Genomic DNA, 24,188 nt, shown 5'->3' on the forward strand with positions numbered 1-24,188 from the left:
GCTACCGGCGCCCCCCGACAATCGCCGCCACCGCACGCCGACGGCGCAAGAAGTGTCACAACTTCGTCGCGTTCTGGGATGTCCTTTCCCGCAACCGGGCGGCGAACAGGCATGCTCGGGGGGTGAGAAGTGCCAGCCACTCTGAGGACGAGCGGAGACAACTCCCTCGCCGGCCGCCCGCGCAGTCCTTGCACGCCGTCTCCGGCCAGGTCGCCGGTCCGGCGCAGGATCGCCGTGAGCAGTTCGATCAGCGCGAGCAGTTCGATCAACCCGCCAACGGCGCGCCTGTCAACGGCTCGTCGACGAGCGCCACCGTGGCCATCCACTTCGCGCAACCCGATCCCGGTCACCAGGCCCCCTCGCCGGCCGACAACCTGACCGTTCCCTGGCATCGGCACGCCACCGGGCCATTGGTTCGCGAGAGCGTCACCCCGGTCGATCCGGGCACCGTCGTCCGGGTGCGGCATCGCTGGCGCAAGGTCGCCGGCCGCACCTTGTCGAAGGCCTGGGCCGATTCGCTCTTCGGGATGAGCTCGCAGGCCGCCTTCTGGTCGGCGCTGTCGACTGCGCCGCTGCTGCTCGCCCTGCTCGGGTCGGTGGGCTTCGTGGCCAACTGGTTCGGACCGGACACCATCATCAAGGTGCGCGAGCAGATCGATCTGTTCCTCCGGGGCCTCTTCAACGAGGAGGTGGCGCAGAACCTGGTCGGCAAGACGGTGGACACCATCCTGAACAACGGCCAGGCCGACGTCGTCTCCGTCGGCTTCCTGATCAGCCTCTGGGCCGGGTCCTCGGCGATGAGCGCCTTCATCGAGTCGATCACCATCGCCTATGGCCAGCACGAGGTCCGCCACCCCGTGGCCGAACGGTTCTTCGCGCTCGGGCTGTACCTCGCCGCGCTGATCGCCGGGGTGTTCCTGCTGCCCCTGCTGGCCATCGGTCCCGACGCGCTACCGCAGTTGTTCCCGGAGAACTGGCGCGAGCAGGTGCGAACCATCGTGGGGATCGCCTACTACCCCGGACTGGTCATCGGATTGGTGCTGCTGCTGACCACGTTGTACAAATTGGCCCCAAAACATCGACATGCCTGGAAACGCGGGATACCGGGCGCGCTGCTGGCTGCGCTGGTATTCCTGGTGGCCAGCTTCGGGCTCCGTTTGTACCTGGCCTACGTCTACACGCACGGACTCACCTACGGCGCCCTTGCGGTGCCGATCACCTTCCTGCTCTTCTACTACTTCGTGGCCATGGCGATCATCATCGGAGCGCAGTTCAACAATGCGCTGCTGGAGTACTACCCGCCACGCCGCACGAAACGAGAAATTCGGCGCTGGCAGCGATACGACCCTGAGAGGCACGCTGCTGCGGCAGTCGATCCCCAGGCCTGAACTGGGCCATCCGGGTGACTTCGCCGCGTGGTGATTCGCGCAGGCAACTAGATTCTCCCAAAACCCGGCGTCGACACGGCCGCTCCTGCCATGATTGCCGCGCGAACCCCCGCTCGACCTCCACGAGATGACTCCGGCGATGTAGATCTCCGGCGATGAATGGCGCCATTCGTCGAAATTTCCCTCGCCGGCCCGACGGATCATTGGCGCGCCTGTCCTTCCGGAGCCGAATCAATAACCAGTACGGGTCCGCAAGCCAGCCGACGTATTCCCGAAAGGATCAAACATGACGAATGCTCGGCATTTCCCGGCCCGGCGGAAGTATCTCGCCGCTGTCGGTTCGGTTCTCTGCGCGATCGGCCTGACGAGCCTGGCTGCCACCCCGGCCCAGGCGTCGGCCGTACTGTCAGCCCCTCATGTCGCTGCCCCTCATGTCGCAGCGTCTGATGTCACAGCGTCTGATGTCACAGCGTCTGATGTCACAGCGGCATCGACGCCGGCCACGTACTCACCGGTGATCGGCGGGACCTATGCCGCCCTCACCCCCGGCCGCATCCTCGACACCCGCACCGGCCTCGGTGGCCATGGTCAGGTCGGGGCCAATCAGACCGTGGACCTACAGGTCACCGGGCACGGCGGAGTCCCGGGAAGCGGAGTGGCCGCCGTCGTCATCAACGTCACGGTCACCGCACCCACTGCCGGCGGGTACATCACCGTCTACCCGTCGCACCACGGCCGCCCCTTCGCGTCGAACCTCAATTACGTGGCAGGACAGACGGTCTCGAATCTGGTGACGGTCCCGGTCGGTTCGGACGGGAAGATCCAGATGACCAGTACCTCCAGTGGGAAGGCCCAGCTCGTCGGGGATGTCCAGGGCTACTTCCGAGCCGGCCAGGTCTTCGCCCCCGGCACGTTCCACTCCCTGGCACCGGCCCGCGTCCTGGACACCCGCAACAACATCGGCGTCTCCGGCAAGGTGGCCGCCCAGGGCACCATCGGCGTCCAGGCGACCGGCCGCGGCGGTGTCCCGACCTCCGGTGTCAGCGCGGTCGTCCTGAACGTCACCGTGACCGCCCCGACCGCGTCGGGCAGTATCACGGCCTATCCGACCGGGACCTCGCGGCCTTTCGCCTCCAACCTCAACTTCGTCGCTGGGCAGACCGTGCCGAACCTGGTCATCGTTCCGGTCGGTAGCGGCGGAAAGATCGAGCTGATCAACAGTTCGGCCGGCCAGACCCACCTGATCGCCGACGTCCAGGGTTACTTCCTGGCCGGGAGCACACCCTCCACCGGTGTCTTCCGCGCCCTCGCACCGTCACGCATCCTGGACACCCGCAGCGGTCAGGGTGGTAGCCATCGCGCCGCTGCCGGCGGCGAGACCAGGATCCACGTGAACGGCCGTGGCGGGGTACCCGCCATCGGCGTGAGCGCGGTCGTGGTCAACGTGACGGCCACCGGCGCCTCGGCGTCGGGCAACCTGGTCGCCTACCCGACGGGTGTCGCCAAGCCCTACGCGTCGAACCTGAACTTCAAGGCGGCGCAGAACGTGCCCAACCTGGTCATCGTTCCGGTCGACTCATACGGCTGGATCAGCCTGAGCAACAACTCGACCGGATCCACCGACGAGATCGCCGACGTGGCCGGATATTTCATCGGCGGCGGCACGGAACCGACCATCCTCGGCCCGAACGGCTACGGTCCCTTCACGATGGGCATGACGGCGGCGCAGGCCAAGGCCGTGTACCCGCAACTCAACGTGCAGCACGCCAGCGGCAACCCGAGCGGTTGCTGGTTCGCCACGACCGAGGGTGCCGGCTTCACCTTCAACAAGGGCACCACAGCACTGTCCTTCATCACGCCGCAGCACAACATCCGGACCGGTGACGGCATCGCGGTCGGCCAAACGGTCGGCAGCGTGCTCGACCGGTTCCCGTGGACCGGCACCAGTCCCGACTACCCCGACGTCATCAGTGCCGTCACGCAGGCCGACTCGACCAAGCCGTACCCACAGGCACGCGAGTACTGGATGACCTCGAGCGGACCTCGCGGTAGCGACGGGCAGGTGCTACGCAACGACACCATCCACACCATCAGCCTCAACCTGAACGAGGGCTGCTTCGACTGATCGCGCGCTGTCGCGCTCCCGTCGTGGTTCCCTCGCTGCCGGCCTGCCCCATCCGGGGCGGGCCGGCAGTTCGGTGCGTGGGTCAGGCCTTGCCCTTGGGCATCGACTCGTAGATCTTCTTGCAGTCCGGGCAGACCGGCGAACCGGGCTTGGGGGACTTGGTGACCGGGAAGGTCTCCCCGCAGAGCGCCACCACCATGTTCCCCATCACGGCGCTCTCGGCGATCTTTGCCTTGCGCACGTAGTGGAACATCTTGGGAATGTCGTTGCCGGTGCTGTCGGTGGTCAGCTCGTCCGGCTTCTCGAGTACCTCGGTCGACGTCATGGCTGGTCCTTCAACTGTGGGTCCGACGGATGGTCATCTCACCGCCGACCACGACCCTTCCCGGCCTGGCGAAGAACCCGGTTTGGCACCGCGGCTCCTGCCATGATGCCATCGTCGGGTGAATGCGGACCTCGAGATCCTGCCCGAAGTAGCCGATGCGCTCGCCGGCGGTGGTCCCGTCGTCGCTCTCGAGTCCACCATCCTGGCCCACGGCCTGCCTCGCGGTGACAACCGGCGGATCGCCGACCAGATCGAGGGGCAGGTCAGGGCCTCGGGCGCCGTGCCGGCCACCATCGCCGTGCTCGACGGCCGGGTGCGGATCGGCCTCGGTCCCGCCGACCTCGACCGGCTCTGCGAATCCGACGACATCGCCAAGCTCTCGGTCCGAGACCTCGGCGTCGCACTGGCGCTGCATCGGGACGGAGCGACGACCGTGGCCTCCACCTCGGCCCTCGCCCACCGGGCCGGCATCGGCGTCTTCGCCACCGGCGGCCTCGGTGGGGTCCACCGCGGAGCCGCCCAGAGTTTCGACATCTCGGCCGACCTCGGCGTGCTGGCCTCCACCCCGGTCCTCGTCGTGTGCGCGGGAGTGAAGTCGATTCTCGATGTCCCCGGCACGCTGGAGTACCTCGAGACGCTGTCGGTGCCGGTCCTGGGCTACCGGACCGATGCCTTTCCCGGCTTCTACCTGTCGGACTCGGGCTACCGGGTGCCGTGGCGGGTCGAGACCCCGGAGCAGGCCGCAGACGTGGTCCTCGCCCGCCGGGCGCTGCACACCGACGGCGCCGGGGTGGTGCTGGCCAACCCCATCCCGGTCGATCAGCAGCTCGACATCGACCTGCACGACCGCACGCTGGCCGCCGGGCTCGCCCTGCTGGAGGCGAACCACGTGACCGGCAAGGACGTCACGCCGAGGCTGCTCGAGTTCTTCCACAGTTCCACGCACGGTGCGAGCCTGCGGGTCAACGTCGACCTGGTCCTGGGCAACGCGGCCCTGGCCGGTCAGGTCGCGGTGGCTCTCTCCCTGACCCTCGCACAGGCAGCCTCCGCGTCATGACGTCCCGTCCCTACGCCGGCTCGGCCGATGCGCGTATCACGGCTGCCCGCCCGCATGTGACGGTGGTCGGTGATGTCGGGCTCGACGTGGTCGCCAAGCTCGCCGGGGCCGTCGTCTTCGGCCAGGACACCCGGGCCGCGGTGGCCGTGGCGCCGGGCGGCGCGGGCGGCAACACCGCCGCCTGGTTGGCCCGTCAGGACGTTGACGTCTCGCTGATCGCCAGGGTCGGAGCGGACGAGGCGGGCCGAACCGCCGCCACCGAACTGACGGCGGCCGGGGTCGACTGCCGGTTCGCGGTCGACCCCCACCTGCCGACCTGCTGCGTCGTGGTACTGGTGGCACCCGACGGTGACCGCACCATGCTGGCCGACCGCGGCGCGAACGCCGCCTTCGCACCGGAGGACGTGATGCTACCCGAGGTCGCCGGACGCGCGCACCTGCACCTGTCCGGATATGTGTTGCTGGACAACGGTTCCCGACCCGCCGGGCTGGCCGCCCTGGCCCTGGCGCGGGCGGCCGGGTGGACCACCTCGGTGGATCCGCAGGCGGCGAACCACATCCCGTCCGTCGGCGCCGAGACCTTCCTGTCCTGGGTGGACGGCGTGGACCTGTTGCTGCCCAACGACTCCGAGCTCGGCGCGCTGGGCGGGGTGGAGGCCGTGCTCGGCGTCGCCGACGCGGTCGTCGTCACCCACGGCCGTCACGGCGCCTCCTGGTACTCGGCGGACGCCCGGGTCAGCGCACCCGCCCCGCAGATCCACGAGACCGACTCCACCGGCGCCGGCGATGCGTTCAACGCCGGTCTGCTGGGAGCCTGGCTCGCCGGGGCCGACCCGCTGACGGCACTCCAGGCCGGTGTTGCGGCCGGCACCGCGGCCGCCGCCCACGTGGGTGCGCGTCCGCGCGAATAGAGGCCCCGGCGCAGCGCCGGTTGCTAGTTCAGACGCTCGAAGATGACCGCCATGCCCTGGCCGCCGCCCACGCACATGGTCTCCAGCCCGATCGACTTGTCGCGTGACCGCAGACCGTTGAGCAGGGTGTTGGTGATCCGCGCTCCCGTCATGCCGAACGGATGGCCGACGGCGATGCTGCCGCCGTTGACGTTCAGCCGGTCGAGGTCGATCCCGAGCTCCTGGTAGCTCGGGATCACCTGGGCGGCGAAGGCTTCGTTGATCTCGACCAGGTCGATGTCGTCGATCGTCATGCCGGCGAGGGCGAGCGCCTTCCTGCTGGCCTGTACCGGGCCGAGACCCATGATCTCCGGTGACAGACCGGACACACCGGTGGCGATCACGCGGGCCAGCGGAGTGATCCCCAGTTCCGCGGCACGGGTGTCGCTCATGATCACCAGGGCGGCCGCGCCGTCGTTCAGCGGGCACGCGTTTCCGGCGGTGATGGTGCCATCCGGCCGGAAGACCGGCTTCAGGCCGGACAGCGCCTCGAGGGTCGTACCGGCGCGCGGGCAGTCGTCGGTCTCCACCACCGAGCCGTCGGGAAGCGTCAGCGGGGTGATCTCCCGCTTCCAGAACCCTTCCGCACCAGCCGCTTCGGCGAGATTCTGCGAGCGGCAGGCGAACTCGTCCTGCTCGACCCGGCTGACGGACCGCAGGCCGGCGACGTTCTCCGCCGTCTGACCCATGGCGATGTAGATGTCCGGCACGTCGCCGTCCTCACGCGGGTCGTGCCAGGTGTCGGCTCCGCCCGCCGACCGTGCCGCCGAACGGCCCTGCGCATCGGCATAGGTCTTGTTGGTCCACGGGTTTCGCGCCTTCGGGTCAGCCATCGGGTCGTACGGCGGGCTGTCCGCGGTGCCGTACACGGCCCGGCTGACGGCCTCGACGCCGGCCGAGACGAACACGTGGCCCTCGCCCGCCCGGATGGCGTGCATTGCCATCCGGGTGGTCTGCACGCTGGACGAGCAGTACCGGGTGATGGTCGCGCCGGGCACGGTGTCCAGTCCGAGCGCAACGGCAACCACCCTGGCCATGTTGAAACCCTGTTCACCGCCGGGTGATCCGCAGCCAAGAAGCAGGTCGTCGATGGTGTTCGGGTCGAGCTCGGGAACCTGGTCGAGCGCGGCCCTGACGATCTGCACGGCCATGTCGTCCGGGCGCATGCCCTTCAACGATCCTTTGAACGCTCGGCCGATCGGAGAGCGGGTGGCGGCGACGATGACGGCTTCAGGCATCTTCAGTTCCCTTCGGTTGCGGTGATCTTCGGGTTGGCCGGTGCGACCGTCCAGGTGTCGCGCCCGGCCAGCAGGCCGGCGAGATCCCCATGGCCCTGCCTGGTGATGGCCGTTTCGATCTGTGCCGACATGCCGTCCTCGTAGGTCGGCCGGTCGACGTCCCGGAAGACGCCGATCGGGGTGTCGGCCAACGTCTCCGGGTGCGAGAGCCGGGTCAGCGCGAACGCCAGGGTCGGGTCCGCGGCGTGTGCGTCGTGCACCAGCGGCTCGACCCCCGGCGGCAGCGAGTTGGTGTCGATCACCGCGAGACGCCCGGTGCTGTCGGCGATCACGGCCTTCTCGCCGTCAGCGCCGAAGGTGATGGGCCGGCCGTGCTCCAGCCGGATGGTGACGTCGTCCCGGGTGGCCGAGTCCTTCAGCGGGTCGAAGGCGCCGTCGTTGAAGATGTTGCAGTTCTGGTAGATCTCGACCAACGCGGTCCCGTGGTGTGCAGCGGCGGCCCGCAGGACGGAGGTGAGGTGCTTGCGGTCGGAGTCGATGGTGCGGGCGACGAAACTCGCTTCGGCGCCGATGGCGAGCGACAGTGGGTTGAACGGCGCGTCCACCGACCCCATCGGTGAGGACTTGGTCTTCTTCCCGACCTCCGAGGTCGGTGAGTACTGACCCTTGGTGAGCCCGTAGATGCGGTTGTTGAACAGCAGGATCTTCAGATTGACGTTGCGGCGCAAGGCATGGATGAGGTGGTTGCCGCCGATGGACAGGGCGTCACCGTCGCCGGTCACCACCCAGACGGACAGATCCGGTCTGGTCGCCGCCAGCCCGGTGGCGATGGCCGGCGCCCGCCCGTGGATCGAATGCATCCCGAAGGTATTGAGGTAGTAGGGGAACCGGGCGGCGCAGCCGATGCCGGAGATGAAGACGATATTCTCCCGCGCCAACCCGAGTTCGGGTAGGAAGCCCTGCACCGCAGCCAGAATCGCGTAGTCCCCGCAGCCGGGGCACCAGCGCACCTCCTGGTCGGACTTGAATTCTTTCGCAGTCTGCTTCGATTCCGCCCTCGGCACCGCGCTCAAGGACAGCGGGACCATCGGCCCGGTCGGGATGACCGTCATCTCGTTTCCCCCGTCCCCACGGTCGATGTCTCCGCGCCCACGGTCGATGTCTCCGCGCCCACGGTCGATGTCTCCGCACCCACGGTCGATGTCTCCGCACCCACCATCATGGTCGATCGGCCGAAGGCTCCGGCCGTACCGATCGGAGCGGGCGAGAAGGTGCCGTCCAGCACGGATTCGACGGCCCCGACCAGCTCCTTGATCCGGAACGGCAATCCGCGCACCTGGTTCACGCTGATCACGTCGACCAGGAACAACCCCCGGAGCAACAGGGCCAGTTGACCGAGGTTCATCTCCGGCACCACCACCCGGCGGTAGCCGCGCAGCACGTCTTCGATGTTGCGGGGCAACGGATTCAGGTGCCGCACGTGGGTGCGGGCCACCCGGATCCCCTTCGAGCGCAGCGCAGCCACTGCCCCGGCAATGGGCCCAAAGGTGGAACCCCAGCCCAGCAGCAGGATCTCGGCGTCGCCGGTCGGGTCGTCGACGACCAGCGGGTCGACACTCGCCGCGATGCCGGCGACCTTCGCCGCCCTGGTCCTGACCATGTGGTCGTGATTCGCCGGGTCGTAGCTGATGGCGCCGGTCCCGTCGGCCTTCTCGATGCCGCCGATGCGGTGCTCGAGTCCTTTCGTCCCCGGGACCGCCCACGGCCGGGCCAAGGTCGCGGGATCCCTCTGGTAGGGCCAGAAGTCGTCACCGTGGTTGGGCTTCGTGGTGAACGACACGGTCAGGTCGGGTAGGTCGGTGACCGCCGGGATGAGCCACGGCTCGCTGCCGTTGGCGAGGTACCCGTCGGAGAGCAGGAAGACCGGCGTGCGGTAGGTGGTGGCGATGCGCACCGCCTCCAGCGCCGCGTCGAAGCAGTCCGACGGTGAACACGCCGCGACGACCGGTACCGGCGCTTCGCCGTTGCGGCCGAACATCACCTGCATGAGGTCGGCCTGCTCGGTCTTGGTGGGCAGCCCGGTGGACGGTCCCCCGCGCTGGACGTCCACGATCACCAGCGGCAACTCGAGCGCCACAGCCAATCCAACGGCCTCGCTCTTGAGCGCGACACCGGGCCCGGAGGTACTGGTGACACCGAGCGCGCCGCCGTAGGACGCGCCGATGGCCGCTGACACACCGGCGATCTCGTCCTCGGCCTGGAAGGTGCGGACGCCGAAGTTCTTCAGCGCCGACAGTTCGTGCAGGATGTCCGAGGCCGGCGTGATCGGGTACGTCCCGAGGAACAGCGGGAGCCCGGAGCGCTGCGAGGCGGCGACGAGACCGTAGGCCAGCGCCTGGTTCCCGCGGATCGTCCGGTAGGTACCGGCGGGCAACGGGGCGGGCGCGATCTCGTAGTGCACAGCAAAACCCTCGGTGGTCTCACCGTAGGACCAGCCGGCCTCGAGCGCGATGAGGTTGGCGCGCAACACCTCCGGCAGATGGGCGAACTTCGCCTCCAGAAACCGCCTGGTTCCCTCCAACGGCCGGTGGTAGAGCCAGGACAACAGTCCGAGGGCGAACATGTTCTTGGCCCGCTCGGCCTCCTTGCGGTGCAGCCCGACCTCCTTCACCGCCTCCACCGTCATCGAGGTGAGAGCCAGGGCGTGGACCTGGTAACCGTCGAGGGTGCCGTCCTGGCGCGGGTCTGCGGCATAGCCGACCTTGGTCAGGTTCCGCGTGGTGAACTCGTCGGTGTCCAGGATCACCATGCCGTCACGGGGCAGATCGGCGAGGTTGACCTTGAGCGCGGCCGGGTTCATCGCCACCAGCACGGTCGGAGCGTCGCCCGGCGTCATCACCGCGTGGTCGGCGAACTGCAGCTGGAAGGCGGAGACTCCCGGCAGAGTGCCTGCAGGGGCCCGGATCTCGGCCGGGAAGTCCGGCAGCGTCGACAACCCGTTGCCGAAGGCCGCCGTCTCCACGGTGAACCGGTCACCGGTCAGCTGCATGCCGTCGCCGGAATCGCCGGCGAACCGGATGACGACCTGCGACAGCGTCTCGACGCTCTTGGCGCCGGCTTTCGCTGCTCGACTTCCAGGAGTACCGCCCCGTCCGAGGTCCGGACCCACGTCCGTCGTCAACGTGCGAAGACCTGTGCGGGAAAGGCTCCCGCCCCGGCCGCGAGCCTGGTCAGGGTCTTGCCGTAGGCGATGAGGCCGTCGATCCGCTCGGTGTCGACGGCGCGGAGCGGCTGCGCACTGAGTCGGTCCGTGTCGGCCTCGATGTCGTCGCGGAGTCTCAGACCGGCGGCGGTCAGCGTGCCGTCGGAGTCCAGCAGACCGCGCGCACGCAGGCGCGCCTGCGCTTCCGCCCATTGTTCGTCCGACCACAAGCGAAGGGCCTTCGCCGCCGACGTCAGGAAACCGCGGCCGGTGGCGGTATGTGTGACCAAGGCCTCGATCCCGGAGAGCTCGGCCTGCACCAACGCGATGATGTGGCCGTCGCCGCGGTGCTCGCGCAGCAACGTGATCGCGTGCCAGAAGACCAGGTGGGTCTCCGTCGGCCAGTCGAGTCCGGCATGTCCGGCGGCCAGCGGCCGGCCCTCGAAGGTGCACGCCGCGGCCAGCTGTCGCGCCACGTCGGCGGCGGCCGCCAGTTCGGCGGATTCGATGACCTCGTCCCCCAGCAGACGGCGGAGCGTGCGGTCCGCCACCCGCCACCGGGCCTGCAGGATCTGTGCTGGGCTCGCGAGAGTCCAAGCGCGCGGGATGTGCCTCGCGACCAGTTCGGGATTGAAGTTGTAGAAGGTGGCAGCGACCACCTCGGGGCCCACCTCGCCCATCGGCGCACTCCGCGAGGCGAAGTAGCCCATGCGCCCGGGCCGCAGCCCGACCGCGACGTACTCCTCATCGCCTTCAGGTGAGAAGTAGACGCAGGAATGAAGCGAGTTGGTCGCCCGGAACAACCGGCTGGCCCTGGAGATGACGTCGCTGTCGATCATCACGACACCGTATGCCCGCGTGAGGAACGAGACATCTTCAGGGGCCAGATCTTCCGATGACCCGGCTATTCGCTGTCGACGATCTCCCGGCGGCCCGGCGGCAGCGCACGTTCGTAGTTGATGACACCGGGCACGACCTTCTTGGCGCGCTGGCGGGCGGGACGGTCATTGGCCAGCAGGACGGCCATCCAGGGCAGCGGGATCGAGATCAGCAGGAGCGGGATCGAGAGCCAGAGGTGGTGGTAGAACACCGTCGCGAGGATGAGCAGCGGGAACCGCATGCTCATCGTCAGCAGGTAGCGCTTGCGCCGGGCGGCCAGCTGCTCGTCGTAGGACGGCTCCGCCTGGGTGATGACCGCAGGTTCCGCCCGCCGCGACGGAGATCCGTCCATCAGGGGGGATTTGGCCATGTTCTTGGCTCCGATTTCTCACAATGACTCACTGTGCTTGCAGATGCCCGGATCGCTCTCCGACGTGGTCCCGGCAACCCCGGACTGCCGGGGCTGGTGTCTTCACCTGAAATTCACGGTACTCCGAACGCCTCGACCATCCGTGGCCGACAAGCTATGCAGGACGGGGGGTCAGGTTGCGGAGTTCGAGGAGGCCGCCTTCGCTGCGGCCTTGGCTGCCTTCTTCGTCGCCCGCACCGCGCCGAGAGATTCCTGGTCCACCACATCGGCCACCGAGCGGCGACTGTTCTTCTCTCCCCAGGCCCCGGCGGCCTCCCGCCAGCCCGGCGGAGTGACGCCGTACTGCTTGCCGAGCAGCGCGACGAAGATGCCTGCCTTCTGGGCGCCGAAGCCCGGGAGCGCGGCAATCCGGCGCAGCAGTTCCGCGCCAGTGTCGACGGAGGCCCAGATGTTGGCGGCGTCGCCCTGGTACTCGTCGACCAACACCTGGCAGACGCTCTGCACCCGGCCGGCCATCGACCCGGGAAAGCGGTGCACGGCCGGCGGCCGCGAGCAGATCTCCTTGAACGTGTCCGCCTCGGCATCGGCGATGGCGCGGACGTCGAGACCGCCCATCCGCTCGGCCAGCACCGCGGGACCGCTGAAGGCCTTCTCCATCGGGATCTGCTGGTCCAGTACCATGCCGAGCAGCAGCGCGTTCGGGTCGCGGGCCAACAGCGCGTCGGCCTCGGTCCGGCCGGTCAGGTACAGACGTTCGGCGGTCATCTCGACAGCGTTCCACAGAGGCGACCGTGTCGCAGGGTCGCAACGGGCGAGCGCATCGAGGGTTTCACCCAGGCTTGTCGCGTTCCGGGCCTTGGCCGTCATGAGTCTGTGCGACCATCCCGGCATGGCCGCTGGTGAGAAGAGCAGACAAGAGAAGGCACCCCGCCCGGAGGACGGCCCTGCGCCCCGGTCCGGCTTCCGCCCGTGGTTCTTCTCCGGGCTCAGCGAACGTGCGGCCGGTCACCCCGGACCGCACCGCACGGAGGCCGGTACCACCCATCAGAACTCGTGGTGGCGGGTGATGTGCCTGACGGGCGTCGACTACTTCTCCACCCTCGGCTACCAACCCGGTATCGCGGCCCTGGCAGCCGGGGTGCTCTCGCCCATCGCCACCCTTGTCCTCGTCCTGCTGACCCTCTTCGGGGCGCTCCCGGTGTACCGCCGGGTCGCCAAGGAGAGCTTTCGCGGTGAGGGTTCGATCGCCATGCTGGAGCGCCTTCTCCCCCGGTGGGCCGGCAAGCTCTTCGTGCTCGTGCTGCTCGGGTTCGCGGCCACCGACTTCCTCATCACCATGACGCTGTCCGCCGCCGACGCCACCGAGCACGTGGTGAGCAATCCCTACGCACCGAGCGGCTGGGGCGATCACAAGCTGCTGATCACCCTGCTGCTCCTTGCGTTGCTGGGCGGGGTGTTCCTCCGCGGATTCGCCGAGGCGATCGGAATCGCCGTCATCCTGGTCGGCATCTACCTGACGCTCAACCTCGTCGTCGCCGTCGTCGGTTTGGCGCACCTGTTCACGTCGAGCGAGCTGATCGGGGACTGGGGCTCCGCGCTCACCACGGCGCACAGCAGCCCACTGGCGATGGTGGGCGTGGCGCTCCTGGTCTTCCCGAAGCTGGCGCTCGGCCTGTCCGGTTTCGAGACCGGCGTCGCCGTCATGCCGCAGGTGCAGGGCGACAAGTCCGACACCGAGAGCAATCCGGCCGGACGGATCCGCAACACCCGCCGGTTGCTGACCACCGCCGCCGTCATCATGAGCGTCTTCCTGCTGCTGACGAGCTTCATCACCACGGTGCTGATCCCGCAGAAGGAGTTCCAACCCGGCGGACAGGCCAATGGTCGGGCGCTGGCCTACCTGGCCCACGAGTACCTCGGGAACGGCTTCGGATCGCTCTACGACGTCAGCACGATCCTCATCCTGTGGTTTGCCGGCGCCTCGGCGATGGCCGGCCTGCTCAACCTGGTGCCGCGCTACCTGCCGCGTTACGGCATGGCGCCGGAGTGGACGCGGGCCGTGCGGCCGCTGGTCGTGGTGTTCGCGCTGATCGCCTTCCTGGTCACCTGGGTCTTCGACGCCGACGTCGACAAGCAGAGCGGCGCCTACGCCACCGGCGTTCTCGTGCTGATGACGTCGGCGGCCATCGCCGTGACGATCTCGGCCCACCGTCGGCGCAAGACCCCGTCGACCATCGGCTTCGGCATCATCGCGCTGGTCTTCGTCTACACCACGGTGCTCAACATCATCGAACGGCCGGACGGTGTGCGGATCGCCGGCCTGTTCATCCTCGGCATCCTGGTCGTCTCGCTGTGGTCGCGGGTGGGTCGGGCGTTCGAGCTCCGAACGGACCAGGTCGTGCTGGACGAGGCGGCCACCCGGTACCTGACAGCGGTGTCCCACGGCGCCATCCACATCGTCGCGCACGAGCCGGACGAGAACGAGGAACACACGCTGCTGGCCAAGGAGCGGGAGGAGCGGGCCAGCAACTACATCCCGGCCGGCGAACCGGTGATCTTCCTCGAGGTCACCGTCTCCGACGCCTCGGAGTTCAAGAGCGATCTGCTCGTCCGGGGCATCGAGCGGGACGGATTCCAGGTGCTCCTGATGACGAGCCCGGTGGTGCCGAACTCGATCGCCGCGTTCCTGCTGCACGTCAGGGACCTGACCGGGGTGCTGCCGAACGTCTATTTCGAATGGACGGAGGGCAACCCGGTGGCGAACCTGTTCCGGTTCCTGTTCACCGGGGAGGGCGAGGTGGCCCCGACCACCCGGGAGGTACTGCGCCGGGCCGAACCCGACCGGGAGTTGCGCCCGACCGTGCATGTGGCCTGATCGGTCCCCCTTCCCTCTACCCTGTGGCGTTGTGACGAAAGAGCCGACCGCTGCCCGACTTCCGCTGACGGATCCTGAGCTCGTCGACCGACTCGGCGACGACCTGCGGTCGGCCGGCTTCAGTGCGACCGGTGTGCCCGAGCTGTTGGGCACCAGCGCGCACCGGGCGCTCGGCCGCGACGAGCGGTGGCCGGCGTTCCGGGCCACCCGTGACGGATCCGCGCTGTCGACCCTGGTGCGGCTGTTCCTGCTGGGCACCACCGAGGACGAGAAGGCCGTCGGTCGGGCGTTCCCGATGCTCGGCATCGACGCGGCGGTGTCGGCCGGCGCTCTGGAGCGTGACGGCGACGGCATCCGGGCCGGCCTCGACATCCGGCCGCACGCGGACGAGGACGACGAGTACCTGGTGGTGTCCGACCTGGATTCGGACACCCGCCCGGGACCGGTGCGTCACGATCACGTGCTGGGTATCGGCCAGGCCTCGATCACCCTCGCGAACGCTGTCATCCGAGAGCGGGCCGAGCGGGTGATGGATCTTGGGACCGGCTGCGGAATCCAGGCACTGCATGCCTTCTCGCACTCGGGATCGGTTGTCGCCACCGACACCAACCCCCGTGCCCTCGCGTTGGCCGGAGCGACCGCACGGCTCAACGGGCAGCGCTGGGACCTGCGGCCCGGCTCCCTGTTCCAACCGGTGGCCGGGCAACGGTTCGACCTGATCATCAGCAATCCCCCGTTCGTCATCGGAACCGGGGTGCAGCAGTACGTCTACCGCGATTCGGGGATGGCCGGCGACCGGATGTGCGAGGCCATGGTGCGCGGGATGCCCGACCACCTGACGCCGGGCGGCACCGCGCAGATGCTCGCCAACTGGATCGTCCGGGAGGACGCCGATTGGCGGGAGCGGGTCGGTGGTTGGGTGGCCGCGACCGGGTGCGACGCCTGGGTGGTGCAACGGGAGATGGCAGACCCGGCGGAGTACGTCGCGCTGTGGCTGAAGGACGCGGGCGAGACGGGCGGTCAGGCAGCGGAGACGGCGTCGGCGTGGCTCGACTACTTCGCGACCGAGAAGGTCGCCGGAATCGGCATGGGGATGATCACTCTGCGGCACAGCGGGTCCGACGACCCGGACGTCGTGCTCGACGAGATCACCGGCGCCGGCGAGGAGGTCACCGGTGACGAGGCGGCGGCCTTCTTGTCCCGCCGGAACTGGCTCCGGTCGACCTCGGACCTCGAGCTGCTGGGGGCCCGGCTGGCGCTGGCGCCGTCGGTGATCCTCGAGCAACGCTCGCTGGCAGGCCACGAGGGATGGAGCACGGTGCTGCGGTTGCTGCGTCGACCCGGTGGACCCGGCGCCACCATCCAGCTGGACGAGTGGGGTCAGGCGCTGTTGGCGGGGTGTACCGGGGACCTGCCGTTGGCGATGCTGCTCGACCTGATGGCGACCGCCCACGGCCTCGATCTCGCTGCCCTTGCAGAGGCAGTGCTGCCCACCATCCGGGTGGCCGTCACCCGTGGACTCCTGCACCCGGTCAACGCGTGAGCGCCTCCACCATCGGCCAGGATTCAACATGAGAGCGGTCGCGAGTCGGGTGATTTCTGCATCGGTGACCGTCGACGGCGAGGTTGTCGGGTCGATCGAGGAGCCGGGTCTGCTGGTCCTCGTCGGGGTGACGCACACCGACACAGCCGACGTCGCCGTCAAGATGGCCCACAAGCTGCACAGCCTCCGGATCCTCCGCGGGGAGCAGTCCTGCCAGGGCACCGGGGCTCCGCTTCTGATTGTGAGCCAATTCACTTTGTACGGCGATACTGCGAAGGGACGACGGCCGACCTGGATCGAGGCGGCCCCGCGACCGGTCGCCGAGCCGTCGATCGAGGCCGTCGTCGCCGAATTGCGTAGTTTGGGGGCTCGCGTCCCGACCGGGGTTTTCGGCGCAGAAATGGCTCTGGCCAGCGTGAATGGCGGGCCATTCACCGTCGTCGTCGACCTCTGAGAGGACGGTCTCACCGGCCGGCGGTCATTCTCATGCCGTTCTCATCACCGGCACAGGCTCCACCGGAGGCGTCCGGTGTTGGCTTCAGGACAACACCGCAGGACCACCCCGAGCCGCGGGGCACGTTCAGAACCCCGACGAACGGGTATTCCAGGGTCGAAGCGGTTCGGCCGACACGGATTCACAGCCCGAAGAAGCCGTCCGTCAGGTCTGCGGTGACGAACTGGGAACGAAACGGAACGCAACGGCGTTTGAACTGATGTCGGCGCCCCACGGGGCGGTTTGACCCGACAACTGTCATGAAGGGAGCATTAACATGACCGACTCCCCTACGGTACACGCGGATGTCATCGACGCACCGGTATCCGAGATGGCCATCGAACCAACCGAGGCGACGACAGTCGTGGAGCTGAAGCCTGCAAGCGTTTCGGCGCAGACGGCCTCCAAGGCCGCCGGTTCCGTTGCTGCATCTGTTTCGGCACCGAGAAGTGCTGCCACGTCGCGTGAATCGGAAGATCTCGACGCGCAGGGACCCTCGGCCGATCTGGTCCGCGTGTACCTCAACGGCATCGGGCGCACCGCGCTCCTCACGGCTGAGCAGGAGGTGGAACTGGCCAAGCGCATAGAGGCCGGCGTCTTCGCTGCCCACAAGCTGGAGACCGCCACCCGCCTTTCGGCCCAGCGCAAAGCGGACCTCCGCGCCGTCATCCGCGGTGGCGCCTCGGCCCGCAACCATTTGCTCGTCGCCAATCTCCGGCTGGTTGTTTCCCTGGCAAAGCGATACACCGGGCGGGGCATGCCGCTGCTCGACCTGATCCAGGAAGGCAACCTCGGACTCATTCGCGCGGTCGAGAAGTTCGATTACACGAAGGGTTTCAAGTTCTCCACCTACGCGACGTGGTGGATCCGTCAGGCCATCTCTCGTGGGATGGCCGACCAGGGCCGCACCATCCGGCTGCCCGTGCATCTCGTCGAGCAGGTCAACAAGCTGTCGCGGCTGAAGCGTGAACTGCACCAGCAGCTCGGCCGTGACGCGACGATGGCCGAACTGGCGGAGGAGTCCGGGATTCCCGAGGAGAAGATCGCCGATCTGCTCGACCACGCCCGTGATCCGGTCAGCCTGGACATGCCGGTGGGCAGCGACGAGGAAGCACCGCTCGGAGACTTCATCGAGGACTCGGAGTCGACTTCCGCCGAGGCTCAGGTGGTCGCCGGTTTCATGCACGAGGACATCAACAAGGTGCTGCGCACGCTCGACGAGCGGGAGCAGTCCGTGGTCCGACTGCGCTACGGACTTGACGACGGTCGTCCCCACACGCTCGACGAGATCGGCCGGGTGTTCGGGATCTCGCGGGAAAGGGTTCGGCAGATCGAGCGCGACTCGATGGCCAAGCTCCGTGTCGGCGAACGGTCGGATGCGCTGCGGGCCTACGCCAGCTGACGTTTTCGACCCGGGCGCCGGGGTCGAGATGTGGACGTTTTGGGGCCAGTACATCGGAAAAGGTTCTACCGGGAGAGACCGGGCTCGCCAGGCGAGCCCGGTCTCTCGCTGTCCGGCAGTCTCCGTGCAGGGGTTACCCGACGTGCGCGGGTTCCCAGAGTGCGCGGGTTCCCAGAGTGCCGGGTGGCAGGTGCTGCGATCGGTGCGGGGAAGTGTTGCTGTTCAGCGCAATCGGCGACGCACGTCAGGTCGGCTGCCCGGCGGACCGATCCGGCCGGTCGCCCCGGTGACGCAGATGCCGGCGGGACCGGCCAGGACCGGTTGCAACACCAGTTCGCCGATCTCCGGGATGTCATCGGCCAGGGCCGACAGACGCAGGGCCAGATCGAGCATCGCCCCCCGGTCCACCACCTCCGCACCCCGGTATCCGGTGAGCATCGGCGCGGCCTTGGGCCCACTGATCAGATCGGCGGCATCGATGTCGGTCAGTGGAACGGCCTGGTAGGCGAGGTCGTCGAGGAGTTCGGTGGCCACGCCCCCGATGCCGAACGACACCAGTGCTCCGAAGGACGTGTCCGAAGTGATCGACAGCACGGTCGGGACCGTGCCGCGGTCGCGGGGGGCCATGGCCTGCACGTAGACGTGCGTCATCCCCGAGGCCGCCAGCTCCTCGTACGCTCCGCGGACGCGCTCCGCATCCCCCAGCGACAGCCGTACACCGACTTGGTCGAACCGGTGCCGGACCGATTGCTCGAATGCCTTGAGCACCACCGGGTATCCGATGCGGTCCGCTGCGGCGAGGACATCCGGGAGGTTGTCCGCGGTGTCGAACAGGGCGATGGAGATGCCGTAGCAACCCAGCAGCTCGACCAGCTCGGGGTCCGTCATGGCTCGGTCGGCGGGGTTGTCGCGTCGCAGATTCACCACCAGCTCGCGGGCTGCAGCGGTATCGACCCCCGCCAGTACCGGCACGCTGCCGAGTGGACGGGCGAGCCACGCGCCGTAGCGCACCGCGTGGGCCAGCGCAGCAACCGCGCGTTCCGGAGTGCGGTAGGACGGCACCGATCCTCGGGCCGCCCCGCCGTCCGCGGCCCGCACGGTGAGCGAGTCGGACAGACCGTCGACGGCCAGGAACGTGCTGACCACCGGCACTCGTGACCCGGCGGCGGCCGTCCGCAACGCCTCGGCGTGGGCCTGCCCGGGGATGGCGACGGGTGGCACGTAGACCACCACCACCGCATCCACGTCGATGCGTTCGACGGCGATCTTCACCGCGCTCCCGAGTTCCTCCGGGCTGACGCTGACCCCGAAGTCGACCGGCACCTCGTCGACGACGGTCAGGCCGGCCTCGACGCAGGCGTCGAGCGCAAGCACGCCCAGAGCGGTGGAATTGCCGAGGATTGCCACCCGGGGACCGCTCGGGATCGGCTGGTGCGCCAGCAGTTGCGCAGCGTCGAAGGCCTCGCCGAGGGTGTCGGTCCGGATCACGCCCGACTGCGCGAACAAGGTCGCGACCGCCGTGTCGGACACCGCCGCCGAACTGGCCGCCAAGCCAGGGCTCACCAGTGCGTGACGGCCGGATTTGACGGCGATCACCGGTTTTGCGCGGGCGAGCGTCCTGGCCAGTCGCGCGAACTTGCGCGGGTTGCCGAACGACTCCAGGTACAGCAGGACCACCTCGGTGCGGTCATCGCCGTGCCAGAACTGCAGGAGGTCGTTGCCGGAGACGTCAGCGCGGTTGCCGGCCGAGACGAACGAGGACAGACCGAGCCCGCGCGAGGCGGCGTCGGCCAGGATCGCGATGCCAAGGGCACCCGACTGGCAGAAGAATCCGACCCGGCCGGGAGGTGGCACCACCGGGGCCAGGGTGGCGTTCAGCCGGATGGCCGGATCGGTGTTCACCACCCCGAGACAGTTCGGGCCCAGCACCCGCATGCCGTTGGCCCTGGCCATCGCGACCATCCGGCGCTGCGCGTCGGCCCCGTCGCCGCTGTCCCCCAGCGGATCCGCGTCGGCGAACCCGCCGGTGACCACGACGAGTCCGTGCACACCCTTGGCTCGGCAGGACTCCAGCACCTCGGCGACGGAGGCGGCCGGAACGGTGACCACCGCGATGTCCACCGGATCGGGGATCTCCAGGACCGATCGATATGCGCGAACCCCCTGCACCGAAAGGGTTTCCGGATTGACCGGATAGACCGGCCCGGTGAACCCGGCGCGCAGCAGGTTGACCAGGACCGCATGCCCGAGTTTGCGTGTCTCGTTCGACGCCCCGATGACGGCCACCGATCGCGGCGCGAGAAACCTGGCGATAGAACGGGACTCGGCTCGCTGCTCGCGAGAGGTGATGACCGCCAGCGAGGAATCGGTCGGCATGATGTCGAACCCGAGATCGACGACACCGGAGGAGAACTCGCGCGTCACGGCATAGCCGGCATCGATGAAGACACGCAGCATCGACTGATTCTCGCCCAGCACCTCGGCGGTGAACCGTTTGACGCCGCGCTCCTGTGCCGCTGCGGCGAGGTGCTCCAGCAGGATCGAGCCGAGACCCCTTCGCTGGTGGGCATCCTCGACCACGAACGCGACCTCGGCGGTGTCCGGATTCCGTTTGTCACGGTGGTAGGAGCCGGCCGCGATGATGCTGCCGCCCAACTCCGCGACCAGGCCGACCGCGCTCACGTGGTCCACAGCGGTGAACACGGCCAGCTGCGAAGGCGACAGCTCGTTGACGGCCTGGAAATACCGGAGGTAACGGGTCCGCTCGCTCATCCGCGTATGCATGGCCACGATGGCCGGCCCGTCGGTGGCCGCCGAGGGCCGGACGTGTACGGCACCGCCGTCGGCCAGCAGGACGTCCGCCTCCCAGTGCCGCGGGTACCCCGGGTTCTCGGTCGCGGGCTGGGCGTGACCGGGCCCGGTATGGCCGGGCTTGGCGTTGGCGGTCTCGGTGTCGGCCGGCCCGGGCAAGCTGCGGGACTCAGTCACGCGGATCGAACGGGTCGAGGCCGTAGAGCGGGTAGATCAACCCGCGCACCTCGGCGATGTTCCGGTCGACGGCCGTGCCGCCATCGGTCTCCCAGGGTTCGAACGCCGTCGGGCGGTGGTCGGACATGTTGCCGGGCAGGGCCATTCCGGGCCGGGCGGCCGCGGCCAGGTCGAGCCAGCCCTGCGGCAGCGGCGTCGTCGGATCGATGTCCCGGTCGGCCACCGTGGCCAGCAGGTGGGTCCACGCCCTGGGAACCACGCGGACCACGGAGTAGCCGCCACCACCGAGCGCGAGCCAGCGACCACCGGCCGCCGTCTCGGCCAGCTCCCGCAGCGCCCGATAGGAGGCGAGCTGCCCGTCGACGGACAGGTTGAGGTCGGCCAACGGATCGTCGGCGTGAGAGTCGGCTCCGTGCTGGGTGACGAGCACATCCGGCCGGAAGGCCTTGACCACACCTGGCACGACAGCATGAAAAGCCCTCAGCCACAGCGCGTCCCCGGTACCGGCCGGGATCGGGATGTTCACCGAGGTGCCCGCCGCCGCGCCCCGTCCCATCTCCGCCGGCCACCCGGTTCCCGGCCACAGCGACAGTGGCGACTCGTGGATGGATACGGTGAGCACCCGGGGGTCGTCGTAGAACGCAGCCTGCACACCATCACCGTGATGCACGTCCACATCGACGTACGCGACCTTGCCGACGCCGGTGTCGAGCAACGCACGGATGGCCAGCGCGGCGTCGTTGTAGACGCAGAAGCCGGAGGCATGGTCCGCCATCGCGTGATGCAGCCCGCCGGCGATGTTGACCGCCCGGTCCACCTCGCCACGAGCGATCGCCCGGGCGGCCGTGACCGAACCGCCGGCGATCAGGGAGGCCGTTTCGTGCATGTGCTCGAAGATCGGATTGTCGTCCGTACCGAGACCGTGCCGGGAGGCCTGCGGGGGGCGAGACCCGTTGCGCGGCCCCGATGACGCCTTCACGGCAGCGATGTACGCAGGACTGTGGACGGTGCCGAGCAGATCCTCGTCGGCAGCGCCGGGCGCGAACCTGTCGATTCCCTCGAGCACTCCCAGCCGCTCGGACAACTCCCAGGTCAGCTGCCACCGCAGCGGATGCAGCGGGTGGGCACCGCCCAGGTCGTATCCGAGCATGGCCGGATCCCAGATGACCAGCGGCGATGCCATGGACCAACAGTAGCCGCCCGGCCTGCGCGCCCGTCAGAAGGTCAGGTGTCGGTGGCCGCCCGGTTCGGCGCCGACCGCCACGGGACGTCCGAGAGCGAGCCATCCGGAGTAGGAACCGGGGTACAGCGCGATCTTTCGGCCGACGAGCGCCCCGGCAAGGATCAGATGGCAGGCGGTGACGCCGGATCCGCAGGACGCGGCCACGTCACCTGTCCCGTCCGAGCCGACGGCGGCGTCGATCCGGTCGCTGATCCTGGCGGCCGCCAGGAAGGTGCCGTCGTCGTGGAGGAGATCGGTGAGCGGAAGATTGGCTGCACCCGGGATGTGCCCGGCGATCGGGTCCAGCGGCTCGATCTCGCCGCGATATCTGGCTGCGGCCCTGGCGTCCAGGAGAACGCCCGTCCCGGTCGCCAACGCGGCGGCACCATCGGCGTCGACGACCGGCATGCCACCCGGGGTGACCGTGACGGAGCCGGGCACGGGATCGGGCCGCTCGCCCTGTGCGATCGCCCGGTCGGGATCCTGCGACCAACCCGCGAAACCGCCGTCGAGCACTCGCACATCGGTCAGGCCGGACCAGCGCAGGAGCCACCAGGCGCGTGCGGCGACCGAGGAATCCTTGCTGTCGTAGACCACGACGGCGGACTCACCGGTAATTCCGACCCGGCGCCATACTGTTTGCAGCGCAATCGGTTCGGGTAACGGATGACGCCCGCCGGCTCCGGGTGGTGCGGCCAGGTCCCGATCGAGATCGAGGAAGACCGCGCCGGGGATGTGCCCAGCCAGATACGCGTCCCGTTGCACCTTGCCAGCGGCCCAGCGGATGTCCAGCACGATCGGCGGGTCCGCCGAACCGACGGCCAGGGCGAGTTCGTCGGCGTCGATCAGCGGACGGATTTCTCTGGAGTCGGTCACCGGGACATCCTGCCTCCGTGCCGTTCCGAGCGGCCGGCCGGACCCTGTTCGCGGATCGCTCCTCGGCCCGTTCCGGTGGACTGACGGGCTCCGCTGCTGCGACCCGGGCAAAACACCTACCGCCGAATGCCCGAGTAGCTTGGGTCTAGTGGAACCTTTGTCGCTGAGCCTCTTCCCGCTCGGGATGGTGCTGTACCCGGGTGGATTGCTACCCCTGCACATCTTCGAGCACCGCTACCGCCGGATGATCTCGGAACTGCTCGACCAGTCCGAAGGGCGGCGACGTTTCGGGGTCGTCGCGATCAAGGCCGGACGCGAAGCGTGGGACGACGGATTCTCCGACCTGTACGACGTCGGTTGCACCGCTGTGCTGCAGCGGGTCGAGGCCTATCAGGACGGTCGGTACGACGTCCTGGCGATCGGCGAGAGCCGTTTCCGGCTCAGCGATGTCGACACCTCGTCCGACCTGCTCACCGGTACCGCGCAACTGCTCAAGAACCCGTCGACCGACCTGTCGCCCGCGCTGGCCGGGAAGGTGGGACGCCTGTTCACCCGGTATCTGTCCGATCTGCGCAACGCGGGCGGGATTCGCAGTGACGACGAGAGCGACGAACTGCCGGCCAACCCGTCAGACCTGGCGTTCTTCGTCGCCGACGGGATGATCCTGGACCTCGTCGACAAGCAGGCCCTGCTCGCAGCCGAGGACACCGACGCCCGCCTGACCCTCGAACTCGAGTTCCTCCGCCGTGAAGTCGCCATGGTCAAGCAGTTCTCGATGCGACCCGCGGTCGAACTGCCCCGCGCGCCGTACAGCACCAACTGAGTCCTGCGCCGCGCGCCCTGGTGTGGTCGCCCCTTCTGGTTCCGCTGCTGGTGGCACGATGCGGCTGACCGGGCGTGGCCGTCGGTCTCACGCCGCCACCGGTGTGACGAGCTGACCGGGCGAGGCCGCCGGTGTGACCTGGTCGACCCTCGCGTCCACCGGTATGACCTGGCTGACCCCTCGCGTCCACCGGTATGACCTGGCTGACCTCTCGCGTCCACCGGTATGACCTGGCCGACCTCTCGCGTCCACCGGTATGACCTGGCCGACCTCTCGCGTGCACCGGTATGACCTGGCCGACCCCTCGCGTCCACCGGTATGACCTGGCCGACCCCTCGCGTCCACCGGTATGACCTGGCCGACCTCTCGCGTGCACCGGTATGACGCAGCCCGCACCGGTAGTACCGCGCGCCGTCATACCGGTGCAGCCTG

Annotated in this window: 19 protein-coding genes; 9 read left to right on the plus strand and 10 right to left on the minus strand. The window is 68.7% G+C overall.

From position 1 onward, the window contains the following. Positions 1–122: 122 nt before the first annotated feature. Positions 123–1,388 carry a YihY/virulence factor BrkB family protein gene (locus ABIB25_RS17960; RefSeq protein ID WP_354529847.1) on the plus strand — a complete coding sequence of 422 codons (1,266 nt, stop codon included), beginning with the start codon at positions 123–125 and terminating at the stop codon, positions 1,386–1,388. A 286-nt stretch (positions 1,389–1,674) separates the two neighbouring features. After that, positions 1,675–3,513, plus strand: a complete 1,839-nt coding sequence (locus tag ABIB25_RS29240) for a hypothetical protein (RefSeq protein WP_502919843.1) — start codon at positions 1,675–1,677, stop codon at positions 3,511–3,513. An 82-nt stretch (positions 3,514–3,595) separates the two neighbouring features. Here ABIB25_RS29240 and ABIB25_RS17970 read toward each other — a convergent pair whose 3' ends face one another. Further along, complete coding sequence (locus tag ABIB25_RS17970; protein ID WP_354529848.1) at positions 3,596–3,838, minus strand: DUF3039 domain-containing protein; 243 nt, start codon at positions 3,836–3,838, stop codon at positions 3,596–3,598. 118 nt (positions 3,839–3,956) lie between these two features. On the opposite strand from ABIB25_RS17970, the gene ABIB25_RS17975 reads away from it, so the two are divergent. After that, on the plus strand, positions 3,957–4,895 hold the full coding sequence (locus ABIB25_RS17975; RefSeq protein WP_354529849.1) for a pseudouridine-5'-phosphate glycosidase: 939 nt from the start codon (positions 3,957–3,959) through the stop codon (positions 4,893–4,895). After that, positions 4,892–5,806: a carbohydrate kinase family protein gene (locus ABIB25_RS17980; protein ID WP_354529850.1), complete on the plus strand. Its 915-nt coding sequence runs from the start codon at positions 4,892–4,894 to the stop codon at positions 5,804–5,806. The genes ABIB25_RS17975 and ABIB25_RS17980 overlap by 4 nt, the downstream gene beginning before the upstream one ends. 23 nt (positions 5,807–5,829) lie before the next feature. Here ABIB25_RS17980 and ABIB25_RS17985 read toward each other — a convergent pair whose 3' ends face one another. The 6 genes from ABIB25_RS17985 to ABIB25_RS18010 form a co-directional block, all read right to left on the minus strand. Further along, positions 5,830–7,083 carry an acetyl-CoA C-acetyltransferase gene (locus ABIB25_RS17985; RefSeq protein WP_354529851.1) on the minus strand — a complete coding sequence of 418 codons (1,254 nt, stop codon included), beginning with the start codon at positions 7,081–7,083 and terminating at the stop codon, positions 5,830–5,832. Positions 7,084–7,085: 2 nt separating this feature from the next. Beyond that, positions 7,086–8,195, minus strand: a complete 1,110-nt coding sequence (locus ABIB25_RS17990; protein WP_354529853.1) for a 2-oxoacid:ferredoxin oxidoreductase subunit beta — start codon at positions 8,193–8,195, stop codon at positions 7,086–7,088. Then, the gene (locus tag ABIB25_RS17995; protein ID WP_502919844.1) at positions 8,192–10,264 is read right to left on the minus strand and encodes a 2-oxoacid:acceptor oxidoreductase subunit alpha; all 2,073 of its coding nucleotides are present in this window, start codon (positions 10,262–10,264) and stop codon (positions 8,192–8,194) included. Before ABIB25_RS17995 ends, ABIB25_RS17990 begins: the two co-directional genes overlap by 4 nt. Beyond that, positions 10,261–11,124: an SCO6745 family protein gene (locus ABIB25_RS18000; RefSeq protein ID WP_354529854.1), complete on the minus strand. Its 864-nt coding sequence runs from the start codon at positions 11,122–11,124 to the stop codon at positions 10,261–10,263. Before ABIB25_RS18000 ends, ABIB25_RS17995 begins: the two co-directional genes overlap by 4 nt. A gap of 65 nt (positions 11,125–11,189) precedes the next feature. Continuing rightward, positions 11,190–11,534: a DUF3099 domain-containing protein gene (locus ABIB25_RS18005; RefSeq protein WP_354529855.1), complete on the minus strand. Its 345-nt coding sequence runs from the start codon at positions 11,532–11,534 to the stop codon at positions 11,190–11,192. A gap of 171 nt (positions 11,535–11,705) precedes the next feature. Continuing rightward, entirely contained in the window at positions 11,706–12,299 is a 594-nt protein-coding gene (locus ABIB25_RS18010; RefSeq protein ID WP_354529856.1) for an HhH-GPD-type base excision DNA repair protein, read from the minus strand. Positions 12,300–12,423: 124 nt separating this feature from the next. Between ABIB25_RS18010 and ABIB25_RS18015 the strand changes: the two genes are divergently transcribed. The 4 genes from ABIB25_RS18015 to ABIB25_RS18030 all read left to right on the plus strand — a co-directional run bounded on the left by ABIB25_RS18015 (position 12,424) and on the right by ABIB25_RS18030 (position 17,847). Then, the gene (locus ABIB25_RS18015; RefSeq protein ID WP_354529857.1) at positions 12,424–14,409 is read left to right on the plus strand and encodes an APC family permease; all 1,986 of its coding nucleotides are present in this window, start codon (positions 12,424–12,426) and stop codon (positions 14,407–14,409) included. A 31-nt stretch (positions 14,410–14,440) separates the two neighbouring features. Beyond that, complete coding sequence (locus ABIB25_RS18020) at positions 14,441–15,952, plus strand: DUF7782 domain-containing protein (protein WP_354529858.1); 1,512 nt, start codon at positions 14,441–14,443, stop codon at positions 15,950–15,952. A 28-nt stretch (positions 15,953–15,980) separates the two neighbouring features. Beyond that, the gene (gene dtd, locus ABIB25_RS18025; protein WP_354529859.1) at positions 15,981–16,406 is read left to right on the plus strand and encodes a D-aminoacyl-tRNA deacylase; all 426 of its coding nucleotides are present in this window, start codon (positions 15,981–15,983) and stop codon (positions 16,404–16,406) included. A gap of 316 nt (positions 16,407–16,722) precedes the next feature. Further along, a complete protein-coding gene (locus tag ABIB25_RS18030) occupies positions 16,723–17,847 on the plus strand; it encodes a sigma-70 family RNA polymerase sigma factor (protein WP_354529860.1) in 1,125 nt (374 codons plus the stop codon). Positions 17,848–18,069: 222 nt separating this feature from the next. Here ABIB25_RS18030 and ABIB25_RS18035 read toward each other — a convergent pair whose 3' ends face one another. Genes ABIB25_RS18035 through ABIB25_RS18045 form a run of 3 tightly spaced genes read right to left on the minus strand, consistent with a single transcriptional unit; the run spans position 18,070 to position 22,933 of the window. Then, positions 18,070–20,835 (minus strand): bifunctional acetate--CoA ligase family protein/GNAT family N-acetyltransferase, encoded by a 2,766-nt coding sequence (locus ABIB25_RS18035; protein WP_354529861.1) that lies wholly within the window; start codon positions 20,833–20,835, stop codon positions 18,070–18,072. Continuing rightward, on the minus strand, positions 20,828–22,018 hold the full coding sequence (locus ABIB25_RS18040) for an acetoin utilization protein AcuC (protein ID WP_354529862.1): 1,191 nt from the start codon (positions 22,016–22,018) through the stop codon (positions 20,828–20,830). The genes ABIB25_RS18035 and ABIB25_RS18040 overlap by 8 nt, the downstream gene beginning before the upstream one ends. 33 nt (positions 22,019–22,051) lie before the next feature. Further along, positions 22,052–22,933: a sulfurtransferase gene (locus ABIB25_RS18045; RefSeq protein ID WP_354529863.1), complete on the minus strand. Its 882-nt coding sequence runs from the start codon at positions 22,931–22,933 to the stop codon at positions 22,052–22,054. 157 nt (positions 22,934–23,090) lie between these two features. Between ABIB25_RS18045 and ABIB25_RS18050 the strand changes: the two genes are divergently transcribed. Beyond that, positions 23,091–23,756: an LON peptidase substrate-binding domain-containing protein gene (locus tag ABIB25_RS18050; RefSeq protein ID WP_354529864.1), complete on the plus strand. Its 666-nt coding sequence runs from the start codon at positions 23,091–23,093 to the stop codon at positions 23,754–23,756. Positions 23,757–24,188 lie beyond the last annotated feature (432 nt).

The organism is Nakamurella sp. UYEF19 (assembly GCF_040546275.1).
Lineage (GTDB): Bacteria > Actinomycetota > Actinomycetes > Mycobacteriales > Nakamurellaceae > Nakamurella.

Excerpts from the sequence above, each read along its gene's own strand:
- ABIB25_RS29240 (WP_502919843.1), top strand. The coding sequence starts at position 1,675 with ATGACGAATGCTCGGCATTTCCCGGCCCGGCGGAAGTATCTCGCCGCT.
- ABIB25_RS17970 (WP_354529848.1), bottom strand. The coding sequence starts at position 3,838 with ATGACGTCGACCGAGGTACTCGAGAAGCCGGACGAGCTGACCACCGAC.
- ABIB25_RS17980 (WP_354529850.1), top strand. The coding sequence starts at position 4,892 with ATGACGTCCCGTCCCTACGCCGGCTCGGCCGATGCGCGTATCACGGCT.
- ABIB25_RS17985 (WP_354529851.1), bottom strand. The coding sequence starts at position 7,083 with ATGCCTGAAGCCGTCATCGTCGCCGCCACCCGCTCTCCGATCGGCCGA.
- ABIB25_RS17990 (WP_354529853.1), bottom strand. The coding sequence starts at position 8,195 with ATGACGGTCATCCCGACCGGGCCGATGGTCCCGCTGTCCTTGAGCGCG.
- ABIB25_RS18000 (WP_354529854.1), bottom strand. The coding sequence starts at position 11,124 with ATGATCGACAGCGACGTCATCTCCAGGGCCAGCCGGTTGTTCCGGGCG.
- ABIB25_RS18005 (WP_354529855.1), bottom strand. The coding sequence starts at position 11,534 with ATGGCCAAATCCCCCCTGATGGACGGATCTCCGTCGCGGCGGGCGGAA.
- ABIB25_RS18010 (WP_354529856.1), bottom strand. The coding sequence starts at position 12,299 with ATGACCGCCGAACGTCTGTACCTGACCGGCCGGACCGAGGCCGACGCG.
- ABIB25_RS18015 (WP_354529857.1), top strand. The coding sequence starts at position 12,424 with ATGGCCGCTGGTGAGAAGAGCAGACAAGAGAAGGCACCCCGCCCGGAG.
- dtd (WP_354529859.1), top strand. The coding sequence starts at position 15,981 with ATGAGAGCGGTCGCGAGTCGGGTGATTTCTGCATCGGTGACCGTCGAC.
- ABIB25_RS18030 (WP_354529860.1), top strand. The coding sequence starts at position 16,723 with ATGACCGACTCCCCTACGGTACACGCGGATGTCATCGACGCACCGGTA.
- ABIB25_RS18040 (WP_354529862.1), bottom strand. The coding sequence starts at position 22,018 with ATGGCATCGCCGCTGGTCATCTGGGATCCGGCCATGCTCGGATACGAC.